The organism is Herbaspirillum hiltneri N3, from assembly GCF_001267925.1.
GTDB classification, from domain to species: domain Bacteria; phylum Pseudomonadota; class Gammaproteobacteria; order Burkholderiales; family Burkholderiaceae_D; genus Herbaspirillum; species Herbaspirillum hiltneri.
Window position 1 is genome coordinate 4004751 of record NZ_CP011409.1, and the last position, 17927, is coordinate 4022677.

Annotated in this window: 15 protein-coding genes; 10 read left to right on the forward strand and 5 right to left on the reverse strand. The window is 62.1% G+C overall.

Annotation, left to right across the window (positions count from 1 at the left end; all coding sequences use genetic code 11):
* Window positions 1-84: 84 nt before the first annotated feature.
* Window positions 85-993, reverse strand: a complete 909-nt coding sequence (locus tag F506_RS18180; protein ID WP_053201765.1) for a LysR family transcriptional regulator — start codon at window positions 991-993, stop codon at window positions 85-87.
* Between the two features lie 118 nt (window positions 994-1111).
* On the opposite strand from F506_RS18180, the gene F506_RS18185 reads away from it, so the two are divergent.
* Window positions 1112-2128, forward strand: a complete 1017-nt coding sequence (locus F506_RS18185; protein WP_200907686.1) for a zinc-dependent alcohol dehydrogenase family protein — start codon at window positions 1112-1114, stop codon at window positions 2126-2128.
* 123 nt (window positions 2129-2251) lie between these two features.
* On the opposite strand, the gene F506_RS18190 is transcribed toward F506_RS18185, so the two are convergent.
* Entirely contained in the window at window positions 2252-4564 is a 2313-nt protein-coding gene (locus F506_RS18190; RefSeq protein ID WP_053199773.1) for an NADP-dependent malic enzyme, read from the reverse strand.
* 252 nt (window positions 4565-4816) lie between these two features.
* Here F506_RS18190 and thiL point away from each other — a divergent pair, with 252 nt between their 5' ends.
* From thiL to F506_RS18205, 3 genes are all read left to right on the forward strand, one after another.
* A complete protein-coding gene (gene thiL / locus F506_RS18195) occupies window positions 4817-5782 on the forward strand; it encodes a thiamine-phosphate kinase (protein ID WP_053199775.1) in 966 nt (321 codons plus the stop codon).
* Window positions 5779-6315, forward strand: a complete 537-nt coding sequence (locus F506_RS18200; protein ID WP_053199777.1) for a phosphatidylglycerophosphatase A family protein — start codon at window positions 5779-5781, stop codon at window positions 6313-6315. Before thiL ends, F506_RS18200 begins: the two co-directional genes overlap by 4 nt.
* A 138-nt stretch (window positions 6316-6453) precedes the next feature.
* The gene (locus tag F506_RS18205) at window positions 6454-6933 is read left to right on the forward strand and encodes a CinA family protein (protein ID WP_053201767.1); all 480 of its coding nucleotides are present in this window, start codon (window positions 6454-6456) and stop codon (window positions 6931-6933) included.
* 96 nt (window positions 6934-7029) lie between these two features.
* Here F506_RS18205 and pyrF read toward each other — a convergent pair whose 3' ends face one another.
* Window positions 7030-7848: an orotidine-5'-phosphate decarboxylase gene (pyrF, locus tag F506_RS18210; RefSeq protein WP_053199779.1), complete on the reverse strand. Its 819-nt coding sequence runs from the start codon at window positions 7846-7848 to the stop codon at window positions 7030-7032.
* A gap of 138 nt (window positions 7849-7986) precedes the next feature.
* On the opposite strand from pyrF, the gene F506_RS18215 reads away from it, so the two are divergent.
* From F506_RS18215 to F506_RS18230, 4 genes are all read left to right on the forward strand, one after another.
* Entirely contained in the window at window positions 7987-8580 is a 594-nt protein-coding gene (locus tag F506_RS18215; RefSeq protein WP_053199781.1) for a LemA family protein, read from the forward strand.
* Window positions 8581-8598: 18 nt separating this feature from the next.
* Window positions 8599-9444, forward strand: a complete 846-nt coding sequence (locus F506_RS18220; RefSeq protein WP_053199783.1) for a TPM domain-containing protein — start codon at window positions 8599-8601, stop codon at window positions 9442-9444.
* The gene (locus tag F506_RS18225; protein WP_053199785.1) at window positions 9444-9944 is read left to right on the forward strand and encodes a TPM domain-containing protein; all 501 of its coding nucleotides are present in this window, start codon (window positions 9444-9446) and stop codon (window positions 9942-9944) included. Before F506_RS18220 ends, F506_RS18225 begins: the two co-directional genes overlap by 1 nt.
* A gap of 73 nt (window positions 9945-10017) precedes the next feature.
* Window positions 10018-11058: a GGDEF domain-containing response regulator gene (locus F506_RS18230; RefSeq protein WP_053201768.1), complete on the forward strand. Its 1041-nt coding sequence runs from the start codon at window positions 10018-10020 to the stop codon at window positions 11056-11058.
* Between the two features lie 47 nt (window positions 11059-11105).
* Here F506_RS18230 and dacB read toward each other — a convergent pair whose 3' ends face one another.
* On the reverse strand, window positions 11106-12539 hold the full coding sequence (dacB, locus tag F506_RS18235) for a D-alanyl-D-alanine carboxypeptidase/D-alanyl-D-alanine endopeptidase (protein ID WP_053201769.1): 1434 nt from the start codon (window positions 12537-12539) through the stop codon (window positions 11106-11108).
* A 193-nt stretch (window positions 12540-12732) separates the two neighbouring features.
* On the opposite strand from dacB, the gene F506_RS18240 reads away from it, so the two are divergent.
* Window positions 12733-13923 carry a diguanylate cyclase gene (locus F506_RS18240; protein WP_083458017.1) on the forward strand — a complete coding sequence of 397 codons (1191 nt, stop codon included), beginning with the start codon at window positions 12733-12735 and terminating at the stop codon, window positions 13921-13923.
* Window positions 13924-14144: 221 nt separating this feature from the next.
* Here the strand turns inward: F506_RS18240 and F506_RS18245 are convergent, their stop codons facing one another.
* On the reverse strand, window positions 14145-14327 hold the full coding sequence (locus tag F506_RS18245; protein ID WP_053199787.1) for a hypothetical protein: 183 nt from the start codon (window positions 14325-14327) through the stop codon (window positions 14145-14147).
* 789 nt (window positions 14328-15116) lie between these two features.
* Here F506_RS18245 and mgtA point away from each other — a divergent pair.
* A complete protein-coding gene (mgtA, locus tag F506_RS18250; RefSeq protein WP_053199788.1) occupies window positions 15117-17879 on the forward strand; it encodes a magnesium-translocating P-type ATPase in 2763 nt (920 codons plus the stop codon).
* Window positions 17880-17927: the final 48 nt, after the last annotated feature.

A 17927-nucleotide genomic window follows, 5' to 3' on the forward strand; every position in this document is an offset into this window, starting at 1 on the left:
TAACCCTGTGTAAATTCTTGCATCAATTTGGAGGGAGGCACCCCGTAAAACGGTGAATTGTGGGGAGTATGTTGCAGTTATACGTCAGGTTTTCGTCAGCAATGGCGGCAAGGTCGCCATCAGCTCGTCAATGACGACGCGCAAGCGCTGCGGCACATGCCGGCTCGCCAGCCACATCAGATGCATCTCGAAAGACACTTGGGACGCCTCCTCCAGTACCGGCACCAGCAGCCCTTGCGCCAGAGATCCGGCAATGCTCCAGTAGGGCAGGCGCGCCAGCCCGGCGCCGTCCAGCGCAACCTCGGCGATGGCCTCCAGGTCGTCGAACCGCAGTTGATGAGGAATGACAACGTCGCGCAACCTCCCCTCTTCGTCGCGCATCTTCATTTGTGCATCACGACTGTTGCGGCCATACAAGATGGCGCTGTGCTGCGCCAGATCGGCAATGGTCTGCGGCATGCCGTGGCGGGCGAGATAGGCCGGCGCTGCGCACAGGCAGGTTTCCTGCTCACCGAGGCGGCGCGCAACGATGCCGCTGCTGTCGAGCAGGGGGCCGCTGCGGATCACCAGATCCACACCCTCGTCCACCAGATCGACGACGCGGTCGGTGAACGAGGCCGTCAATTCCAGCGCCGGATAGCGTTGCGCCAGCCGCACCAGAACCGGCGCCACGCAACGCCGTCCGAACAGCACCGGCATGCTCAGCCGCACGCGCCCGCTCGGCACGCTGCGGCCGGTATTGACCGCTGCCTCGCCGCTTTCGAGTTCATCCAGTGCGCGCAGGCAGCGGTCGTAATACGCCTGCCCTTCATCGGTCAGGCTCTGGCTGCGCGTGGTGCGGTGAAACAGCCGCACGCCCAGCCGCTCCTCCAGTCGGGCGATACTTTTGGCCACGGCTGAACGCGACAGGTGCATGCGTTCAGCCGTACGGGCAAAGCTGCCCGCCTCCACCGCCTGGACAAAAACGGCAATGCCGCTGAGCCGGTCGCTCATGATCATGCTCCTTTCAATTGAAGAATTAAATTCTACATTCAAAGGAAAACATGCCACCACATGACTAAACAAGTCGCCGATAGACTCATGCCCATCCCATCGATCAAAGGAGCAAGTGATGAGCAACACCATGCGGCAATGGCGTCTCCCCCAATTCGGCCGGCAGCACCTGAAACTGGAGCAGGTCGCGATTCCGACGCCGGGAGAAGATGAAATCCTGATCAAGGTCGCTGCGGCGGCGCTGAATTATCGCGACAAGCTGAATATCGAAGACGGCAGCGGCGGCCTGCAAATCACTCCGCCGCTGGTGCCGGCATCAGACCTGAGCGGCGCCGTGGTGGCCGTGGGGAAGCGCGTCAACCGCTTCCGCACGGGCGACCGCGTGCTGGGGACGTTCTGGGTCGACTGGATTGACGGTCCCTGGCCGGCGCACGCGCTGACCCTGGGCGGACCGCTGACGGGTGCGCTGGCGGAATACGTCGTGCTGAAACAGGAATGGGCAGTACATGCGCCGACGACGCTGGACGACGCCCACGCCAGCACCCTGCCCTGCGCGGCACTGTCGGCCTGGTTCGCACTGGTCGAGCAAGGTCATCTGCATGCGGGCCAGACCGTGGTGATCCAGGGCACCGGAGGAGTGTCGCTGTTCGCCCTGCAATTCGCGGCGGCGCATGGCGCGAGGGTGATCCTGATCTCCGGCGACGACGACAAGCTGGCGCGCGCAAAAACACTGGGCGCCACGCATGCGATCAACCGCCGCAAGACGCCGAGCTGGGACGTCGCCGTGCGCGACATCACCGACGGACGCGGCGCCGACCACGTGCTTGAAATGGTCGGCGGCGACAACCTGCTGCTGTCGCTGCAGGCCTTGAAACAGGCCGGTCGCGTGTCGGTGATCGGCACACTGGGCGAGGCGGCAATCCACAGCCCGAGCGTGCCGCTGTTCCTCGGCCGGCCGACTATCCAGGGTATCGGCGTGGGACATCGCCGCGCGCTGGAAGACATGATCCGCGCAGTCGATCATCTCAGTCTCCGCCCCGTTCTGGACCAGACCTACGGGTTAGCCGACCTGCCTGCCGCGCTCGATCATCTTGATCGCGGTCCGTTCGGCAAACTCGTCGTGCGCATGGATTGAAGCAGATTGAAGCAGGTTGAAGCAGATTGAAGCCGGTTGCATCCCGCTGAACGCGGCACAAACAAAAGCGGCGCATTTCTTTCGAAATGCGCCGCTTTGTTCAGACTTGCCGATCAGTTCGGATCAGCGCTCCGACATCGCGTCCATGACGCACAAGGCGGTCATGTTGACGATGCGGCGCACCGTCGCCGATGCGGTCAGGATATGCACCGGCTTGGCGCAACCCAGCAGGATAGGACCGATGGCCACGCCGTTGCCGGATGCAGTCTTCAGCAGGTTGTAGGCGATGTTGGCGGCGTCGATGTTCGGCATCACCAGCAGGTTGGCGTCGCCCTTCAACGGCGAATCCGGCATGATTTGCGCCAGCAGCTTCGGATCGAGTGCGGTGTCGCCGTGCATTTCGCCATCGGCTTCCAGTTCCGGCGCCTGTTCCTGGATCAGCTTCAGCGCTTTGCGCATCTTGACGGCCGAATCGCTATTGCTGGAGCCGAAGTTGGAATGCGACAGCAGCGCGGCGCGTGGGTGCAGGCCGAAGCGGCGCATTTCTTCCGCAGCCATGATGGTGATTTCAGCCAGTTCTTCCGCAGTCGGGTTTTCGTTGACGTGCGTATCGACCAGCACCAGCTGGCGGCTCGGCAGGATGACGCCGTTCATGGCGGCGTAGACATTGACGCCTTCGCGCTTGCCCAGCACCTGATCGATGTAGTGCAGGTGCAGTTGCGTGGTGCCGTAGGTGCCGCAGATCATGCCGTCGGCGTCGCCCTTGTGGATCGCCATGGAACCGATCAGGGTGTGGCGACGGCGCATTTCCAGCTTGGCGTATTGCTCGGTGACGCCACGGCGCTTGGTCATTTCCAGGAAAGTCTGCCAATAGTCGCGATAGCGGGCGTCGAAGTTCGGATTGATGACTTCGAAGTCGACGTTCGGGCGCAGGCGCAGGCCGAATTTCTTGATGCGCTGTTCCAGCACTTCGGGACGGCCGACCAGGATCGGCTTGGCCAGGCATTCGTCGACGATGACTTGCACGGCGCGCAGGATGCGTTCCTCTTCGCCTTCGGCAAAGACGATGCGTTTCTTCGCTTCCGGCGCTTTCTTGGCGGCCTGGAAGATCGGGCGCATGAAGGTGCCGCTGTGATAGACGAACTGTTCCAGCTTTTCGGCGTAGGCGTTCATGTCCTGGATCGGACGGGCGGCGACGCCGGAAGTCTCGGCAGCGCGTGCGACCGCTGTCGCGATCTTGATCATCAGACGCGGATCGAACGGCTTCGGAATGATGTATTCCGGACCGAACGACAAATTGGTCACGCCGTAAGTGGCGGCGACGATGTCGGATTGCTCGGCTTGCGCCAGTTCGGCAATCGCGTGCACCGCGGCGATTTCCATTTCACGCGTGATGGTGGTCGCGCCCGAATCCAGCGCGCCGCGGAAAATATACGGGAAGCACAGGACGTTGTTGACCTGGTTCGGATAGTCGGAACGGCCGGTGGCGATGACGGCGTCGTCGCGCACGGCCATGACGTCTTCCGGCAGAATTTCCGGGGTCGGGTTGGCCAGGGCCAGCACCAGCGGACGCGGCGCCATCTTCTTGACCATGTCTTGCTTGAGTACGCCGCCGGCGGACACGCCGAGGAAAATGTCGGCGTCAGGGATCACGTCGGCCAGGGTGCGTGCATCGGTTTCGCGCGCGAAGCGTTCCTTGTCCGGATCCATCAGTTCGGTGCGGCCCTTGTAGACCACGCCGGCCAGGTCGGTGACGTAAATATTCTCGATCGGGAAGCCGAGATCGACGATCAGATCCAGACAGGCCAGCGCTGCAGCGCCCGCTCCGGAGACCACCAGTTTGACTTCCTTCATGCTCTTGCCGACGACCTTGAGGCCGTTCAGAATCGCTGCGCCGACGATGATCGCGGTGCCGTGCTGGTCGTCATGGAAGACCGGGATCTTCATGCGGTCGCGCAGCTTGCGCTCGATGTAGAAGCACTCGGGCGCCTTGATGTCTTCCAGGTTGATGCCGCCGAAAGTGGGCTCCAGCGAGGCGATGATGTCGCACAGCTTGTCCGGGTCGGTTTCGTTGATCTCGATATCGAAGACGTCGATGCCGGCGAACTTCTTGAACAGCACGCCCTTGCCTTCCATCACCGGCTTGGACGCCAGCGGACCAATGTTGCCCAGGCCCAGCACGGCGGTGCCGTTGCTGATGACGGCAACCAGGTTGCCGCGCGCGGTGTATTTGAATGCGTTGGCGGGATCGGCGACGATTTCTTCGCAGGCCGCAGCGACGCCCGGCGAGTACGCCAGAGACAGGTCTCGTTGATTGGTTAATAGCTTGGTGGGCGTGACGCTGATCTTGCCCGGCGTTGGAAATTCATGGTACTCCAGCGCTGCCTGGCGAAGTTGCTGACGCAATTCTTCTTTCTTGCTGATCATCGAATCCATACTCTGCGTTCTCTTTTCTAGACTTGTCGAAGACCTGAGATTTTAGCAGAGGTCGGCTCGCTCTCATAGCGCGGATGCGGGCCTCTTATGGTGCACCGCGGCATTCGGCGAGCCTTTACCGGTGCGGGTTCCGCAAAAAAACCGATTCCCCGGTGGTCCTACCAATGAGGGCCAAAAAACGCACCAGAATGTACCGAAATTCATCGAAGCCGAGCGCGTAATATCCCTGATGTATTGGTTACAATCACGCCCATGCTTAGCGAATTCGAACTTATCTCCCGTTATTTCACGCGTCCGATGGCGCCGGACAGTCGCGCCGCACTCGGCGTCGGCGATGACTGCGCGCTGCTGACGCCGGCCCCGGGGATGCAATTGGCGGTGTCGACCGACATGCTGGTGGAAGGCCGTCATTTCTTCCCTCATGCCGATCCGCACGCGCTCGGCCACAAATGCCTGGCCGTCAATCTGTCCGACCTGGCCGCCATGGGTGCGCAACCGATCGCCTTCACGCTGGCCTTCGCCCTGCCCGAGGCGCGCGAAGACTGGCTCGCGCCATTCTCGCAGGGCTTGCTCAAACTGGCCGATGAACACGGTTGCGAACTAATCGGCGGCGACACCACCAAGGGGCCGCTGACGATCAGCATCACGGTATTCGGCGAAGTGCCGTTCACCCAGGCGCTGCGCCGCGACGCCGCGCGCGACGGCGACGACATCTGGATTTCCGGCACACTGGGCGATGCGCGGCTGGCCTTGGCCGGCTACCGGAAAGAGCTCCCCCTCGATGCCGCCACACTCCACGCCGCTGCTGCGCGCATGCACCAGCCGACGCCACGCGTGGCGCTCGGCATCGCCTTGCGCGGCATTGCGCATGCCGCCATCGACGTCTCCGACGGCCTGGCGGGCGACCTCGGCCATATCCTCGCGCGTTCGCGCGTCGGCGCCCGCCTCGACGTTGATGCGCTGCCGGCCGGCCCGGTGCTGCGCACGCAGGCGCAAACCCTGCGCCGCACCTTCACGCTCTCGGGCGGCGACGACTACGAACTCTGCTTCACCGCACCGCAAAGCCGCCGCGAACAGGTGCTCGCCGCGGCGGAACAAGCCGGCGTCGATGTCACCCGCGCCGGCGTCATCGAATCCATGCCGGGCCTGCGCCTGGTAGACGCCGGCGGCGAACCGCTCGACCTGGCACCTTCTTCCTTCGACCATTTCAGTTCATGACAACAACAATAGACTCCGGCCGCAAGGCGTATTCGACCAAACCGGTGCGCCCGACCGCGCGCTTCATGCTGGGGCATCCGGCGCACCTGCTGGCACAGGGCTTCGGCAGCGGCCTCTCGCCGATCATGCCGGGCACCTCCGGCACGCTATTCGCGTGGCTGGCCTATGCGGTGCTGAACCTGCGCTGGCCTGCCGTATTCACGCCATCGGCTTGGCTGCTGATCATCTTCATCGGCTTCTTCATCGGCGTGTGGGCTTGCCATCGCACCGGACGCGACCTCGGCGCCCCCGATCACGGCAGCATGGTGTGGGATGAAATCATCGCGTTCTGGCTGGTGCTGGTAGTACTGACGCCGGCCGACTTCAAGACGCAATGCTGGGCCTTTTTCTGGTTCCGCGTATTCGACATGGTCAAGCCGCCGCCGATCGCCTATTTCGATCGCCGCTTCAAGGGCGGCTTCGGTGTCATGTGGGATGACATCGTGGCGGCGTTTTACACGCTGTTGGTATTTGCGTTCTGGCGCTCTATGTAAAATCGCATCAACAAGAGTATGCTGAGCACATGGGAATGCGACGAACTATTCCATGAAATATTTCATGCCGATGTTCATCAAGGCGTTCATCGCGCCCATCACGTTGACCACCCGCCAACCCTGAAGGATGACATCAACATGGATACCTCGACTGACCTCGCCGCGCGCGTCGGACTCGCGCTCAAAGCCAGGAACCTGCTGCTCTCCACCGCCGAATCCTGCACCGGCGGCGGCGTCGCCCAGGCCATCACCGAAATCGCCGGCTCTTCGGAATGGTTCGACTGCGGCTTCGTCACCTATTCCAACGCCTCCAAGAACGAATTGCTCGAGATTTCCGAAGCGCTGATCGCCCAGCATGGCGCCGTCAGCGAAGAAATCGCGGCCGCCATGGCCGAAGGCGCGATCGCCAACAGCAGCTCCGACGTCGCCGTGTCCACCACGGGCATCGCCGGCCCGGGCGGCGCCGTACCGGGCAAACCCGTCGGCACCGTTTGCTTCGGCTGGAAAGTCGGCGACCAGACTTTCACCGAACGCCTGGTGTTCACCGGCGACCGCCGCGCAGTGCGTGAACAAGCCGTGATTCATTCGCTGCAGGGCTTGCTGCGCCTGCTGACCTGAATGGCAGGCGAACCCGCATGAAAAAGAGCCGCGGCGAGATGATCGCGACGGCTCTTTTTACTTTGGCGGCGGCCATGCCGCACGCCGGTACTTCCCTTAACGATACTGATTGATCGCGTCGCGCGTCTCAAGCGCCACGCGCCGCGCCGCTGCGGCGTAATCTTCGCCTGCCTGCGGCTTGGCATACAGGATCGCACGCGACGAATTGATCATCATGCCGCCGCCGTCTGCGGTCTTGCCCGACTTGACGGTCGCGGCCACGTCCCCGCCCTGCGCGCCGACGCCGGGCACCAGCAACGGCATGTCGCCGATGATGCCGCGCACCTGCGCCAGTTCTTCCGGGAAAGTCGCGCCGACCACCAGGCCGCACTGGCCGTTGGTGTTCCACTTGTCCGCCACCAGCCGCGCCACATGCTGATACAGCGGCACACCGTCGACCGTCAGGAATTGCAGATCGGAACCGCCCGCGTTCGAGGTGCGGCACAGCACGATGGCGCCGCGGTCCTTCCACTCCAGATACGGCGCAACCGAGTCAAACCCCATGTACGGGCTGACCGTCACCGCCTGCGCGCCGTAGCGCTCGAACGCTTCGCGTGCATACTGTTCAGCGGTGGCGCCGATGTCGCCGCGCTTGGCGTCGAGCACGATGGGGATGTGCGGATAGGTGGTGCGGATGTAGGTGCAGATTTCTTCCAGCTGGTCTTCCGCGCGCAGGGCAGCGAAGTAGGCGATCTGCGGCTTGAACGAGCAGGCCACATCGGCGGTGGCGTCGATGATGCCTTTGCAGAAAGCAAAAATGGCGTCGGGCTGGTCCTTCCACTGCGCGGGAAATTTGGCGATATCCGGGTCGAGTCCGACGCACAGCAGCGAATTATTGGTCTTCCACGCAGCGGATAATTGTTCGATAAATGTCACGGTAAGCCTTAATATGCAAAGATGCGATATTGTAACGCGCCCGCAGCCCGCTTCACTCGCTTCACCCGCTTGATCGGCTTGACGGCGCCGGCAGTACTCAGCAAAGTAACGAATCTCCTTATCTTCTCGAGGCATACAATGAAAAAATGGTTTGCATGGCTGGCGATCGCCGCCTCCGTCCTGACACTGAGCAGCTGCGGTTATAACGATTTCCAGGCCAAGGATGAAGCCACCAAGGCCGCCTGGGGCGAGGTCGTGAACCAGTACCAGCGCCGCGCCGACCTGATTCCGAACCTGGTCAACACCGTCAAGGGCTACGCCTCGCACGAAAGAGAAACGCTGGAAGCCGTCACCAAGGCGCGCGCTGCGGCAACCAGCTTCCAGATCACGCCGGAAGTGCTGAACAATCCGGAAGCCTTCAACAAGTTCCAGCAGGTGCAGGGCGAGCTGTCGTCGGCGCTGTCGCGCTTGATGGCCGTGTCGGAAAATTATCCGCAGCTGAAGGCCGACACCAGCTTCCGTGACCTGCAGTCGCAACTGGAAGGCACCGAAAACCGCATCACCGTGGCGCGTCAACGCTACATCGTCGCCGTGCAGGAATACAACGTACTGGCGCGGAGCTTCCCGACCAACATCACCGCCAAGATGTTCAGCTATCCGGTCAAGCCGTCTTTCACGGTCGAAAACGAGAAAGCGATTTCCACCGCGCCTGCCGTCAATTTCGGCAAATAAGCCTGATCTGATTCCTCCATGCTGCACTTCCCTCGCCTGCTGGCGTTCTCTCTGCTGGTCCTGCTGACCGGTGCCTTTCAAGGTGCCGGCGCGCAGAACTTCGTCGCCGTTCCGGCGCTGACTTCACACGTGACGGACCAGGCCGGCATGCTGGACGAGCAGCAGCGGCGCACGCTGGACCAGGTCCTGACCGACTACGAAACCCGCACCGGCAGCCAGATCGCCATTCTGCTGATCTCCAGCACCGCACCGGAAGCCATCGAGCAATACGGCATCCGCGTCGCCGACGCCTGGAAACTGGGCCGCAAAGGCGTTGACGACGGCGTCATCCTGATAGTCGCCAAAGACAACACCAAAGCCTTGCGGCGCCTGCGCATCGAAGCCGGCCGCGGTGTCCAGGGCAGCCTGACCGACGCCCAGTCGAAACGCATCCTGGAAGACGTCATCGCGCCCCATTTCCGCCAGAATGATTACTACGGGGGCCTTGCTGCAGGCATCTCGGCGCTGACCAGCCTGCTCGATCGAGAGAATCTTCCGCCGGCGGAAAAGAAAGAGGCCGCAGGCCAGTACGACGCCGCCTGGCTTGAAGTCGCGGTCCTGGTCATCATGCTGGCGGTGTTTTTCACGGCGCTGCTGCTGGCGCGACGCCGCACCACCGGCCGCAACAAACTCAATAGCAATGAATGGGGCAACGCCGCCGGCGTGATCATCGGCAGCATCCTCAACGAGGCCGCGCATAGCGCAAGCAGGAGCGGACGCGGCGGCTTTGGAGGCGGTGGCTTCGGCAGCGGCAGTAGTGGCGGCGGCGGATTTTCGGGCGGCGGCGGCAGTTTTGACGGCGGCGGCGCCTCGGGGGACTGGTGATGAACACATTCATGCGCTTCTTCAGGCACCTGCGCCACACTCGCGCCGCGGCGCGCGCCGCCTTCCCGCCGGCAACGCTGCTGGCGATCCAGGCCTGCATCGGCGCCGGTGAAACGCAGCATCGTGCTGAAGTACGTCTGGTGATTGAAGCCGCGCTGCCTTTGGGCGCAGTGCTGCGCAATGAATCCTCGCGCGCCCGCGCCCATGAGCTGTTCTCGCATTACCGCATCTGGGACACCGAAGAAAACAGCGGCGTGCTGATCTACCTCAACCTGGCCGATCACCGCGTCGAAATCGTTACCGATCGCACCGTCGGACGTGCCCTCAAGCGCGTTGACTGGGAATCGGTTTGCAGTACAATGACCCGAAGCTTCGCCGACGGGATTTATCATGACGGCACGCTGGAAGCACTGGCGCAACTGAACCGATTGCTGGCCCTGCATTTCCCCCAGACATCGCAGCACAAAAACGAGATTTCCAACCGGCCGCTGATGCTCTGACATCGCCGTCCGACCGGCGCCCTGCCGCCAAGGTTCTGTTCAAGCTTCGACTCAAAACAAAAATGGGGGAATGATGAGCACATCCGGTCCCGAGCACTCGCACCAGCCCGCCACACCTTCTCAACGATCAGACATCGCAGCCCAGGAATACCGCTTTAGCGTGCTGCTCATCGACGACCAGCTGGTGGTCCAGGAAAAAGTCCGGCGCGCCGTGCGATCTGAAACCGACATCGATTTCCACTTTTGCAGCAAGGCCGCCGATGCGCTGGCCAAGGCCGAAGCCTGCCAACCCACCGTCATCCTGCAAGACCTGGTCATGCCCGACACCGACGGGCTCGACCTTGTGCGGCAATACCGCAGCAGCGCGCTGCTCGCGAACGTGCCGGTCATCGTGCTGTCCAGCACCGACGAACCGCTGATCAAGAAAGACGCCTTCCTGGCCGGCGCCAACGACTATGTGGTCAAGTCCTACGACACCATCGAACTGGTCGCGCGCATCCGCTACCATTCGCGCTCCTACATCAACCTGCTGCAACGCGACGCCGCCTACGCCGCCCTGCATGAAAGCCAGAAGCAGCTGGAAGCCAGCAACGCCGAACTCAAGCGCCTGACGCATACCGACGGTCTCACCGGCATCGCCAACCGGCGCTATTTCGACGACTACATGAAGCAGGAATGGCTGCGCGCGCAACGCGACAAGACACCGCTGTCGCTGCTGTTGATGGATGTGGATTGCTTCAAGCTGTACAACGACACCTACGGCCACGTTGCCGGCGACGACGTGCTGCGCCGCGTCGGCGCAGCCATTGCCGCCGGCGGTGCGCGTCCGGCCGATCTGGCGGCGCGTTACGGCGGCGAAGAGTTCGCGGTCATCCTGCCCGCCACGGACGCCGCCGGCGCAAAGGAACTTGCCGAAAAAATCTGCCGGGCGGTCGCCGGTCTCGGCATTGCGCACACCACCTCGAAGGCGGCCTATCACGTCACGATCAGCGTCGGCGCCGCCACCGCGTATCCGGTGCAGGGCGGCGACATCGTCGGCCTCATCAAGCGTGTCGACGACTGTCTCTACAGCGCCAAGCAAAGCGGCCGCAACCGCGTTAGCGCAGCAGAGTGAACAGCAGAATGAGCAACGAAGCGAGCAGCGCTCCGCGACGCCGGTCGTCAGCCTTTTTCAAATACCCATTGCAGCAAGGCATCCTGCGCCGCCTGTCCCAGCGGCGCGTTCGGATGATTGATCAGGAACACCGCCACGTACATCTTGCCTGACGCCGCCTGCACGTAGCCGGCGATGGAGCGCACGTCGTTCAGCGAACCGGTCTTGATGTGCGCCTGCCCTGCCACGCTTTTGTCATTCAGACGCTTGCGCATGGTGCCGTCGTAGCCGACCAGCGGCATCGAGGCGATGAACTCCGGCATCACCGGCGAATGAAACGCGTCCACCAGCACCTGGCCGAGCGTAGCCGGAGCGATGCGCTCGTTGCGCGACAAACCCGCGCCGTTTTCAATCACCAGTTCATCGGCGCCTATGCCTTTGGCCGACAACCAGCCGCGAATCGCCTGGGCGCCGCGCGCAGTACTGCCGGGCGCCTGCGATGCCTGCGCACCGATCGTCAGCAACAGCTGGCGCGCCATCACGTTGTTGCTGTACTTGTTGATGTCGCGGATCACTTCGGGCACGGCGGGGGATTGCCACTCCGCCAGCAGCCGCGCCACCGGCGCGACATTGCCGGGCATGACCTTGCCCGAGATGGTGCCGCCCAGTTCGCTCCACATCTGGCGCAGCACCGCGCCAAAATACTGCGTGGCGCTCATGCGGTAGGGGTGGACGTACCAGACCTTTTCTCCGCAGGCAGCCGGGAAAGCGCCATTGAAGACCGCCGCGCCGACGCCGACGTCGGCCTGCAACTTGCCCTGCCAGTCGCCGCAGACTGCTTCTTTCGACAAGCGCGGCGCAGTGATGACGTAGCCGGACAGCGGTGGCTCCATGGCCACATTGACCTGACCGGCAACCTCGTCCGGCATGAAGCGGATCGCCACCGTCTTGTAGTTCAGCAGCAAGGCGTCGGGACCGACGTTGTAGGGCTTCTGCGGATCGCCGTCGAATTGCGCCGGATCGTACACGTTCTCTTCAAACACACTGCGATCCAGCACGACGTTGCCGCGGATGTCGCGTACGCCTTTGGCGCGGATCTGGCGCAGGAACATCCAGAAGCTCTCCATCACCAGCTTGGGGTCGCCGCTGCCCTTGATGCTCAGGTCGCCCAGCAGCACGCCGTCGTTGAGCACGCCGTCGATGTAGGCCTGGGTTTTCCAGCTGAAGGCGGGGCCGAGCAATTCGAGTGCAGCATCGGTGGTCACCAGCTTCATCACCGAAGCCGGATTGAACGGCGCCGCCGCATTGAAGGCCAGCATCGGACGCGTTGCGTCGACGGCTTGGACGAACACCCCGACAGTACGCACCGGTATCTTCGCCTGCCTGAGCGCACCGCTCACGGCCGGCGGCAATTCTTGCGCCGCCAGATGTTGCGCGGAAGCGATGCCGCAAGCGGCGAAAGCGCACAGCGCCAGGATTCGGAATTCTTTGAGTATCTGCATGAGGGCCAACAGGACCAATAGGAAGGGACCCGGCATTATATGTCGGCTTTTCGCCTCTATTTCCGTGCGCTCTTCTGGCGACAGCGGGACAGTTGTTGTAACCTAGACATATTGGCTGGGTGCAAATCATGCCCGACAACAAGACAAGAACGCCGCGGTGGCCGGCATGCCAACATCGGAAAGCACTCCTGACATGTCGCATCGCAACGCCCCCTCCCGCACCCACGCTGACCAGGGCAGCCACAGCAGCCACAGCAGCCACAGCGCCGACAGTTCCCACGGGCGATCGGCTTCCTACTTCTCGTTCCGGCGCGCGCGACGCGCGTTCGGCGACTCGCCGTCGCCCGAAGAACTGATCGGCAAAGGCGTGCGCTTCGTCAAGCGCATCTACCAGCTGCGCGTGATCGGCCTGTCGATCGGTTTTTTCTGCGTGGCGGCGGGCTTCCTGCAAAATCCGGTCGGATGGCCCCTGTGGGCCTTGCTGGCATTTCACGGCTACCTGTGGCCGCATCTCGCTTATCGCCTGGCACTGCGCAGCAAGATCCCATATCGCGCCGAGCGCCTCAATCTGGTGATCGACACCGCCTTCGGCGGCTTCTGGCTCATCGCCATGCAAGGCAACCTGGTGCCGGGCGCCGTGATCCTGGCGATGCTGTCGATGGACAACATCGCCGCAGGCGGTACGCGGCTGTTCCTGCGCGGCCTCGTCGGCAGCGTCGTGGGCGCCTTGCTGGGCCTGCTGCTGCTCGACTTCCGCTTCCTGCCGCAATCCGATATCTACACCGTCGTCGCCTGCCTGCCGATGCTCGCGCTGTATCCCCTGGCGCTGGGCAAGTCGACTTACGACATGTCCAAGAAGCTAGCCGAGCGCTCGCGCGAATTCGAGACCGTAAGCCAGCGCGACGGTCTTACCGGCCTGCTGAATCGGCGTTATTGGGAAACCCTGCTGATCGAGGAATTCAACATCTGCCGCGAACGCAAGCAACGCTCCTCCTTGCTGCTGCTCGATCTCGATCACTTCAAGAACATCAACGATACCCATGGCCATCTGGTGGGTGACGAAGTGCTCAAGAATTTCGCCCAGCTGCTACGCGACAACCTGCGTGCGGACGACCTGATCGGCCGTTACGGCGGCGAGGAATTTGTGGTGATCCTGCGCGACATCAGTTTCAGCGAAGCCGAGACGCTGGCGGCACGCCTGATCGAGCAGGTGCGCCGGCATCGCCATGAACATAATTCGCTATGGGGCTGCACCATCAGCGCCGGCCTGGTGTCCTTCCATGGCGACATGGAGGCGCATTACTCCTGGCTGCAACGCGCCGACAACGCGATGTATCGCGCCAAGGATCGCGGACGCGATTGCCTGGTAGCCGAAGGAGAATGAGGAAGGGAAAGGGAAGGAAGAAGGAAGGAAGAAGGAAGGAAGAGAAGCAGCACGGGAAACAAGAAAAAAACCGCTGCGTCATCTTAGGGAATGACGCAACGGCTTCGGGAAAAAGGTGGAACGCCCGACGAGTTTCCGGAGTACACGCATACCAATGATGCCGACTCCCCCCGGCGTTCCAGCCACCGCCGCTTGCGCGGCGAACGAGCAAGAAAGCTCGTTTAAATTAGCACTGGCAGTACCTCCAGCACTAAAAGCGCAATCAGCGCCCCACCTACAGCGCCAATCGTTCGCAATACCGTCCTCACAAATTTCGACGCTACCGGCACCTCGCCGAACAGCACCAGTCCGGCAAATGCCATCGGCAAAAAGAACATGAGATTGTTCGTGACGATATTAGGCATGATTTTTGTCTCCTACTGTCTTCTTTATGATTTGAGTATAGGACGCCGTTCGCATAAAACAAGGAATGTTTTCGATGCCGCCGCCCTGCAGCGCACATCCCGCGCCGCTTGCAGCGATGCCCCTTATTTTCCGAGTGTTGCTGAATAAGCTTGACCATGCCCGGTCGCGGGAGTAGACTCCGCCCGTTCTTATTTTATGGAGTCCCTCTCATGGGCACTTGTTCGAGTGACAGTTGTTGCCGGGAAACCTCCCGGTTCGCCTCGGCAAGATAACGCAGGACTTCCCCTGCCGTCATCTTGCAGGAGCAAATGACGGCAGCAGGCATGCACCGCTTGTAATATCCCGCGTGCAGGCCTTTTCCACCGCACAACACAGCACGCTACAGACCGACCCGCACCGGCGCATGTCCGGATGCTGCATGGCTCGCGGCCATACACATCCGGCACCTATGCATTGATCGCCGATGCCGCTCGCGGCCAGCGCCACAGTTCAGACTGCGCGTCGGCCGGACCTGCCATTGCCCGGCCCGGCTGCCGGCGCCGTGCGCATGCCGTCGATGGAACAATTACCGATGAAAGGGTCTTCGCAAACCTGACCTGCGGAGGCCTTATGCCCGATTTATCCCACACCTGATTGCCTGCTGTCATCGAGATGTCAGGAGGATTCGTTACAGTCTGACGCTTTCCTCATCTTTCTTTCCGATAACTGCACGAACCGGACCGCCTCACGTTCCTGACGTATGCGCCGTCCACACTGCAAACCGCTGCAAAAAGAAAAAGAGCCTCATCATGAATCTGGATCTGTTGAAAGAAACCTTCGCGAACTTCATCCGTGCACGCGGCATGGATCGCCACTTCCATCGCCTCGGCGTGGACATGTTCCGCAGCTCGCCGACCACCAAGGAAGTCCCGCAAACCATCGCCCAGAGCCTGGTATCGTCGTCGCAAACCGATCTCGGCGCACTCTTGCGCCAGCTCGGTTCACGCACCGACGGCCTGACCGAACAGGAAGCCGATGCCATCCGTCTTGAAGTCGGTCCCAACGAAGTCGAACATGAAAAGCCGCTGACCTGGTGGGTGCATCTGTGGCACTGCTACAAGAACCCGTTCAACCTGTTGCTGACCGTGCTGGCCGCCGTGTCCTACTACACCGAGGACATGAAGGCTGCGATCGTGATCGGCACCATGGTGGTGGTGTCGACGCTGATGCGCTTCATCCAGGAATCGCGTTCCAACACCGCCGCCGACAAGCTCAAGGAAATGGTCAGCAACACTGCGACCGTAGTCCGTCACGACATCGTGCAGGACATCGCCGAAGAGGCCCAGCGCTACTTTGACGTCACGCTGCATCCGAAGGGCGCGCGCCGCGTCGAAGTGCCGATCAAGAAGCTGGTGCCCGGCGACATCGTGCAATTGTCGGCCGGCGACATGATCCCCGCCGACCTGCGCCTGCTGGCGGCCAAGGACTTGTTCGTCAGCCAGGCGGCCATGACCGGTGAATCGCTGCCGGTCGAAAAATTCACCGAGCATCGCGGCCTCGACGCAGGCAATCCATTGGAGCTCGACAACCTGTGCTTCATGGGCACCAACGTCGTCAGCGGCTCGGCCACGGCCGTGGTGCTGACCACCGGCAAGCGCACCTATTTCGGCGCGCTGGCTGAACGCGTCACCGCCACCGACCGCACGCCGACCGCATTCCAGTCCGGCGTCAACAAGGTCAGCTGGCTGCTGATCCGCTTCATGCTGGTGATGACCCCGGTGGTCTTCTTCATCAACGGCTTCACCAAGGGCGACTGGGTCGAGGCCTTCCTGTTCGGCCTGTCGATCGCGGTCGGCCTGACGCCTGAAATGCTGCCGATGATCGTCACCTCGACGCTCGCCAAAGGCGCTGTCGCCCTGTCGCGCAAGAAGGTCATCGTCAAGCGCCTGGATGCGATCCAGAACTTCGGCGCCATGGACGTGCTGTGCACGGACAAGACCGGCACGCTGACGCAGGACAAGATTTTCCTCGAGCGCCACACCGGCATCCTGGGCGAGCCGAACGATGAAGTACTGCAATACGCTTACCTCAACAGCTACTACCAGACCGGCCTGAAGAACCTGCTCGACGTCGCCGTGCTGGAACACGCTGAACTGCAACGTGAAATGGCGCTCGCCTCGGCCTATCGCAAAGTCGATGAAATCCCGTTCGACTTCCAGCGCCGCCGCATGTCGGTGGTCGTCAGCGAACGCGAAGATCACCATGAGCTGATCTGCAAAGGCGCGGTCGAAGAAATCGTCTCGATCTGCACCCACGCACGCAACAACGGTGAGATCGTGCCGTTCACGCCCGAACTGCTGGCTGAAATCCGCGAAACCACCGCCAGCCTGAACTCCGAAGGCCTGCGCGTGGTGGCCGTGGCCGCCAAGGACCTGCCGCCGACCAAGGAGACCTACAGCGTCGCCGACGAGTCGGATCTGGTGCTGATCGGCTACATCGCCTTCCTCGATCCGCCGAAGGAATCGACCGAACCGGCGCTGGCCGCATTGCGCGCACATGGCGTGACCGTCAAGATCCTGACCGGCGACAACGAGCTGGTGACCGCCAAGATCTGCCGCGAAGTCGGCCTCGAAGTCGACGGCATGCTGCTCGGTTCGCACGTGGAGAAAATGAGCGACGTGGAACTCTCCGTCGCCGTGGACAAGACCACCGTCTTCGCCAAGCTCAGCCCGACCCATAAGGAACGCATCGTGCGCGTGCTGCACGACAAGGGCCACGTGGTCGGTTTCATGGGCGACGGCATCAACGATGCGCCGGCCTTGCGCGCAGCCGACATCGGCATCTCGGTCGATACCGCCGTCGACATCGCCAAGGAAGCGGCCGACCTGATCCTGCTGGAAAAGAGCCTGATGGTGCTGGAAGAAGGCGTGCTGGAAGGCCGCAAGACCTTCGCCAACATGCTCAAGTACATCAAGATGACGGCCAGCTCCAACTTCGGCAACGTCTTCTCGGTGCTGGTGGCAAGCGCCTTCCTGCCCTTCCTGCCGATGCTGCCCTTGCATCTGCTGGTGCAAAACCTGCTGTATGACGTGTCGCAGATTTCCATCCCGTTCGACAACGTCGACAAGGAATTCCTGGAAAAACCGCAACGCTGGAACCCGGGCGAAATCGGCCGCTTCATGGTGTTCTTCGGTCCGATCAGCTCGATCTTCGACATCAGCACGTTTGCCTTGATGTGGTTCGTGTTCGGCGCCAACTCGCCGGATCACCAGACCCTGTTCCAATCGGGCTGGTTCATCGAAGGCCTGCTGTCGCAGACGCTGATCGTGCACATGATCCGCACCAAGCGCATTCCGTTCTTCCAGAGCCGCGCTTCGTGGCCGCTGATGGGCATGACGCTGGTCATCATGGCCATCGGCATCATCCTGCCGATGTCGCCGCTGGCCAGCTACTTCAAGCTGCAGGCGCTGCCGCTGAGCTACTTCCCGTGGCTGCTGGCGATCCTGATCGCTTACGCCGCGCTGATCCAGCTGATGAAGAAGTGGTACACCCGCCGCTATGGCTGGCAATAACGCCGGCTTAGCGACGTAAAAAAACGGGATGCGCGCAAACGCATCCCG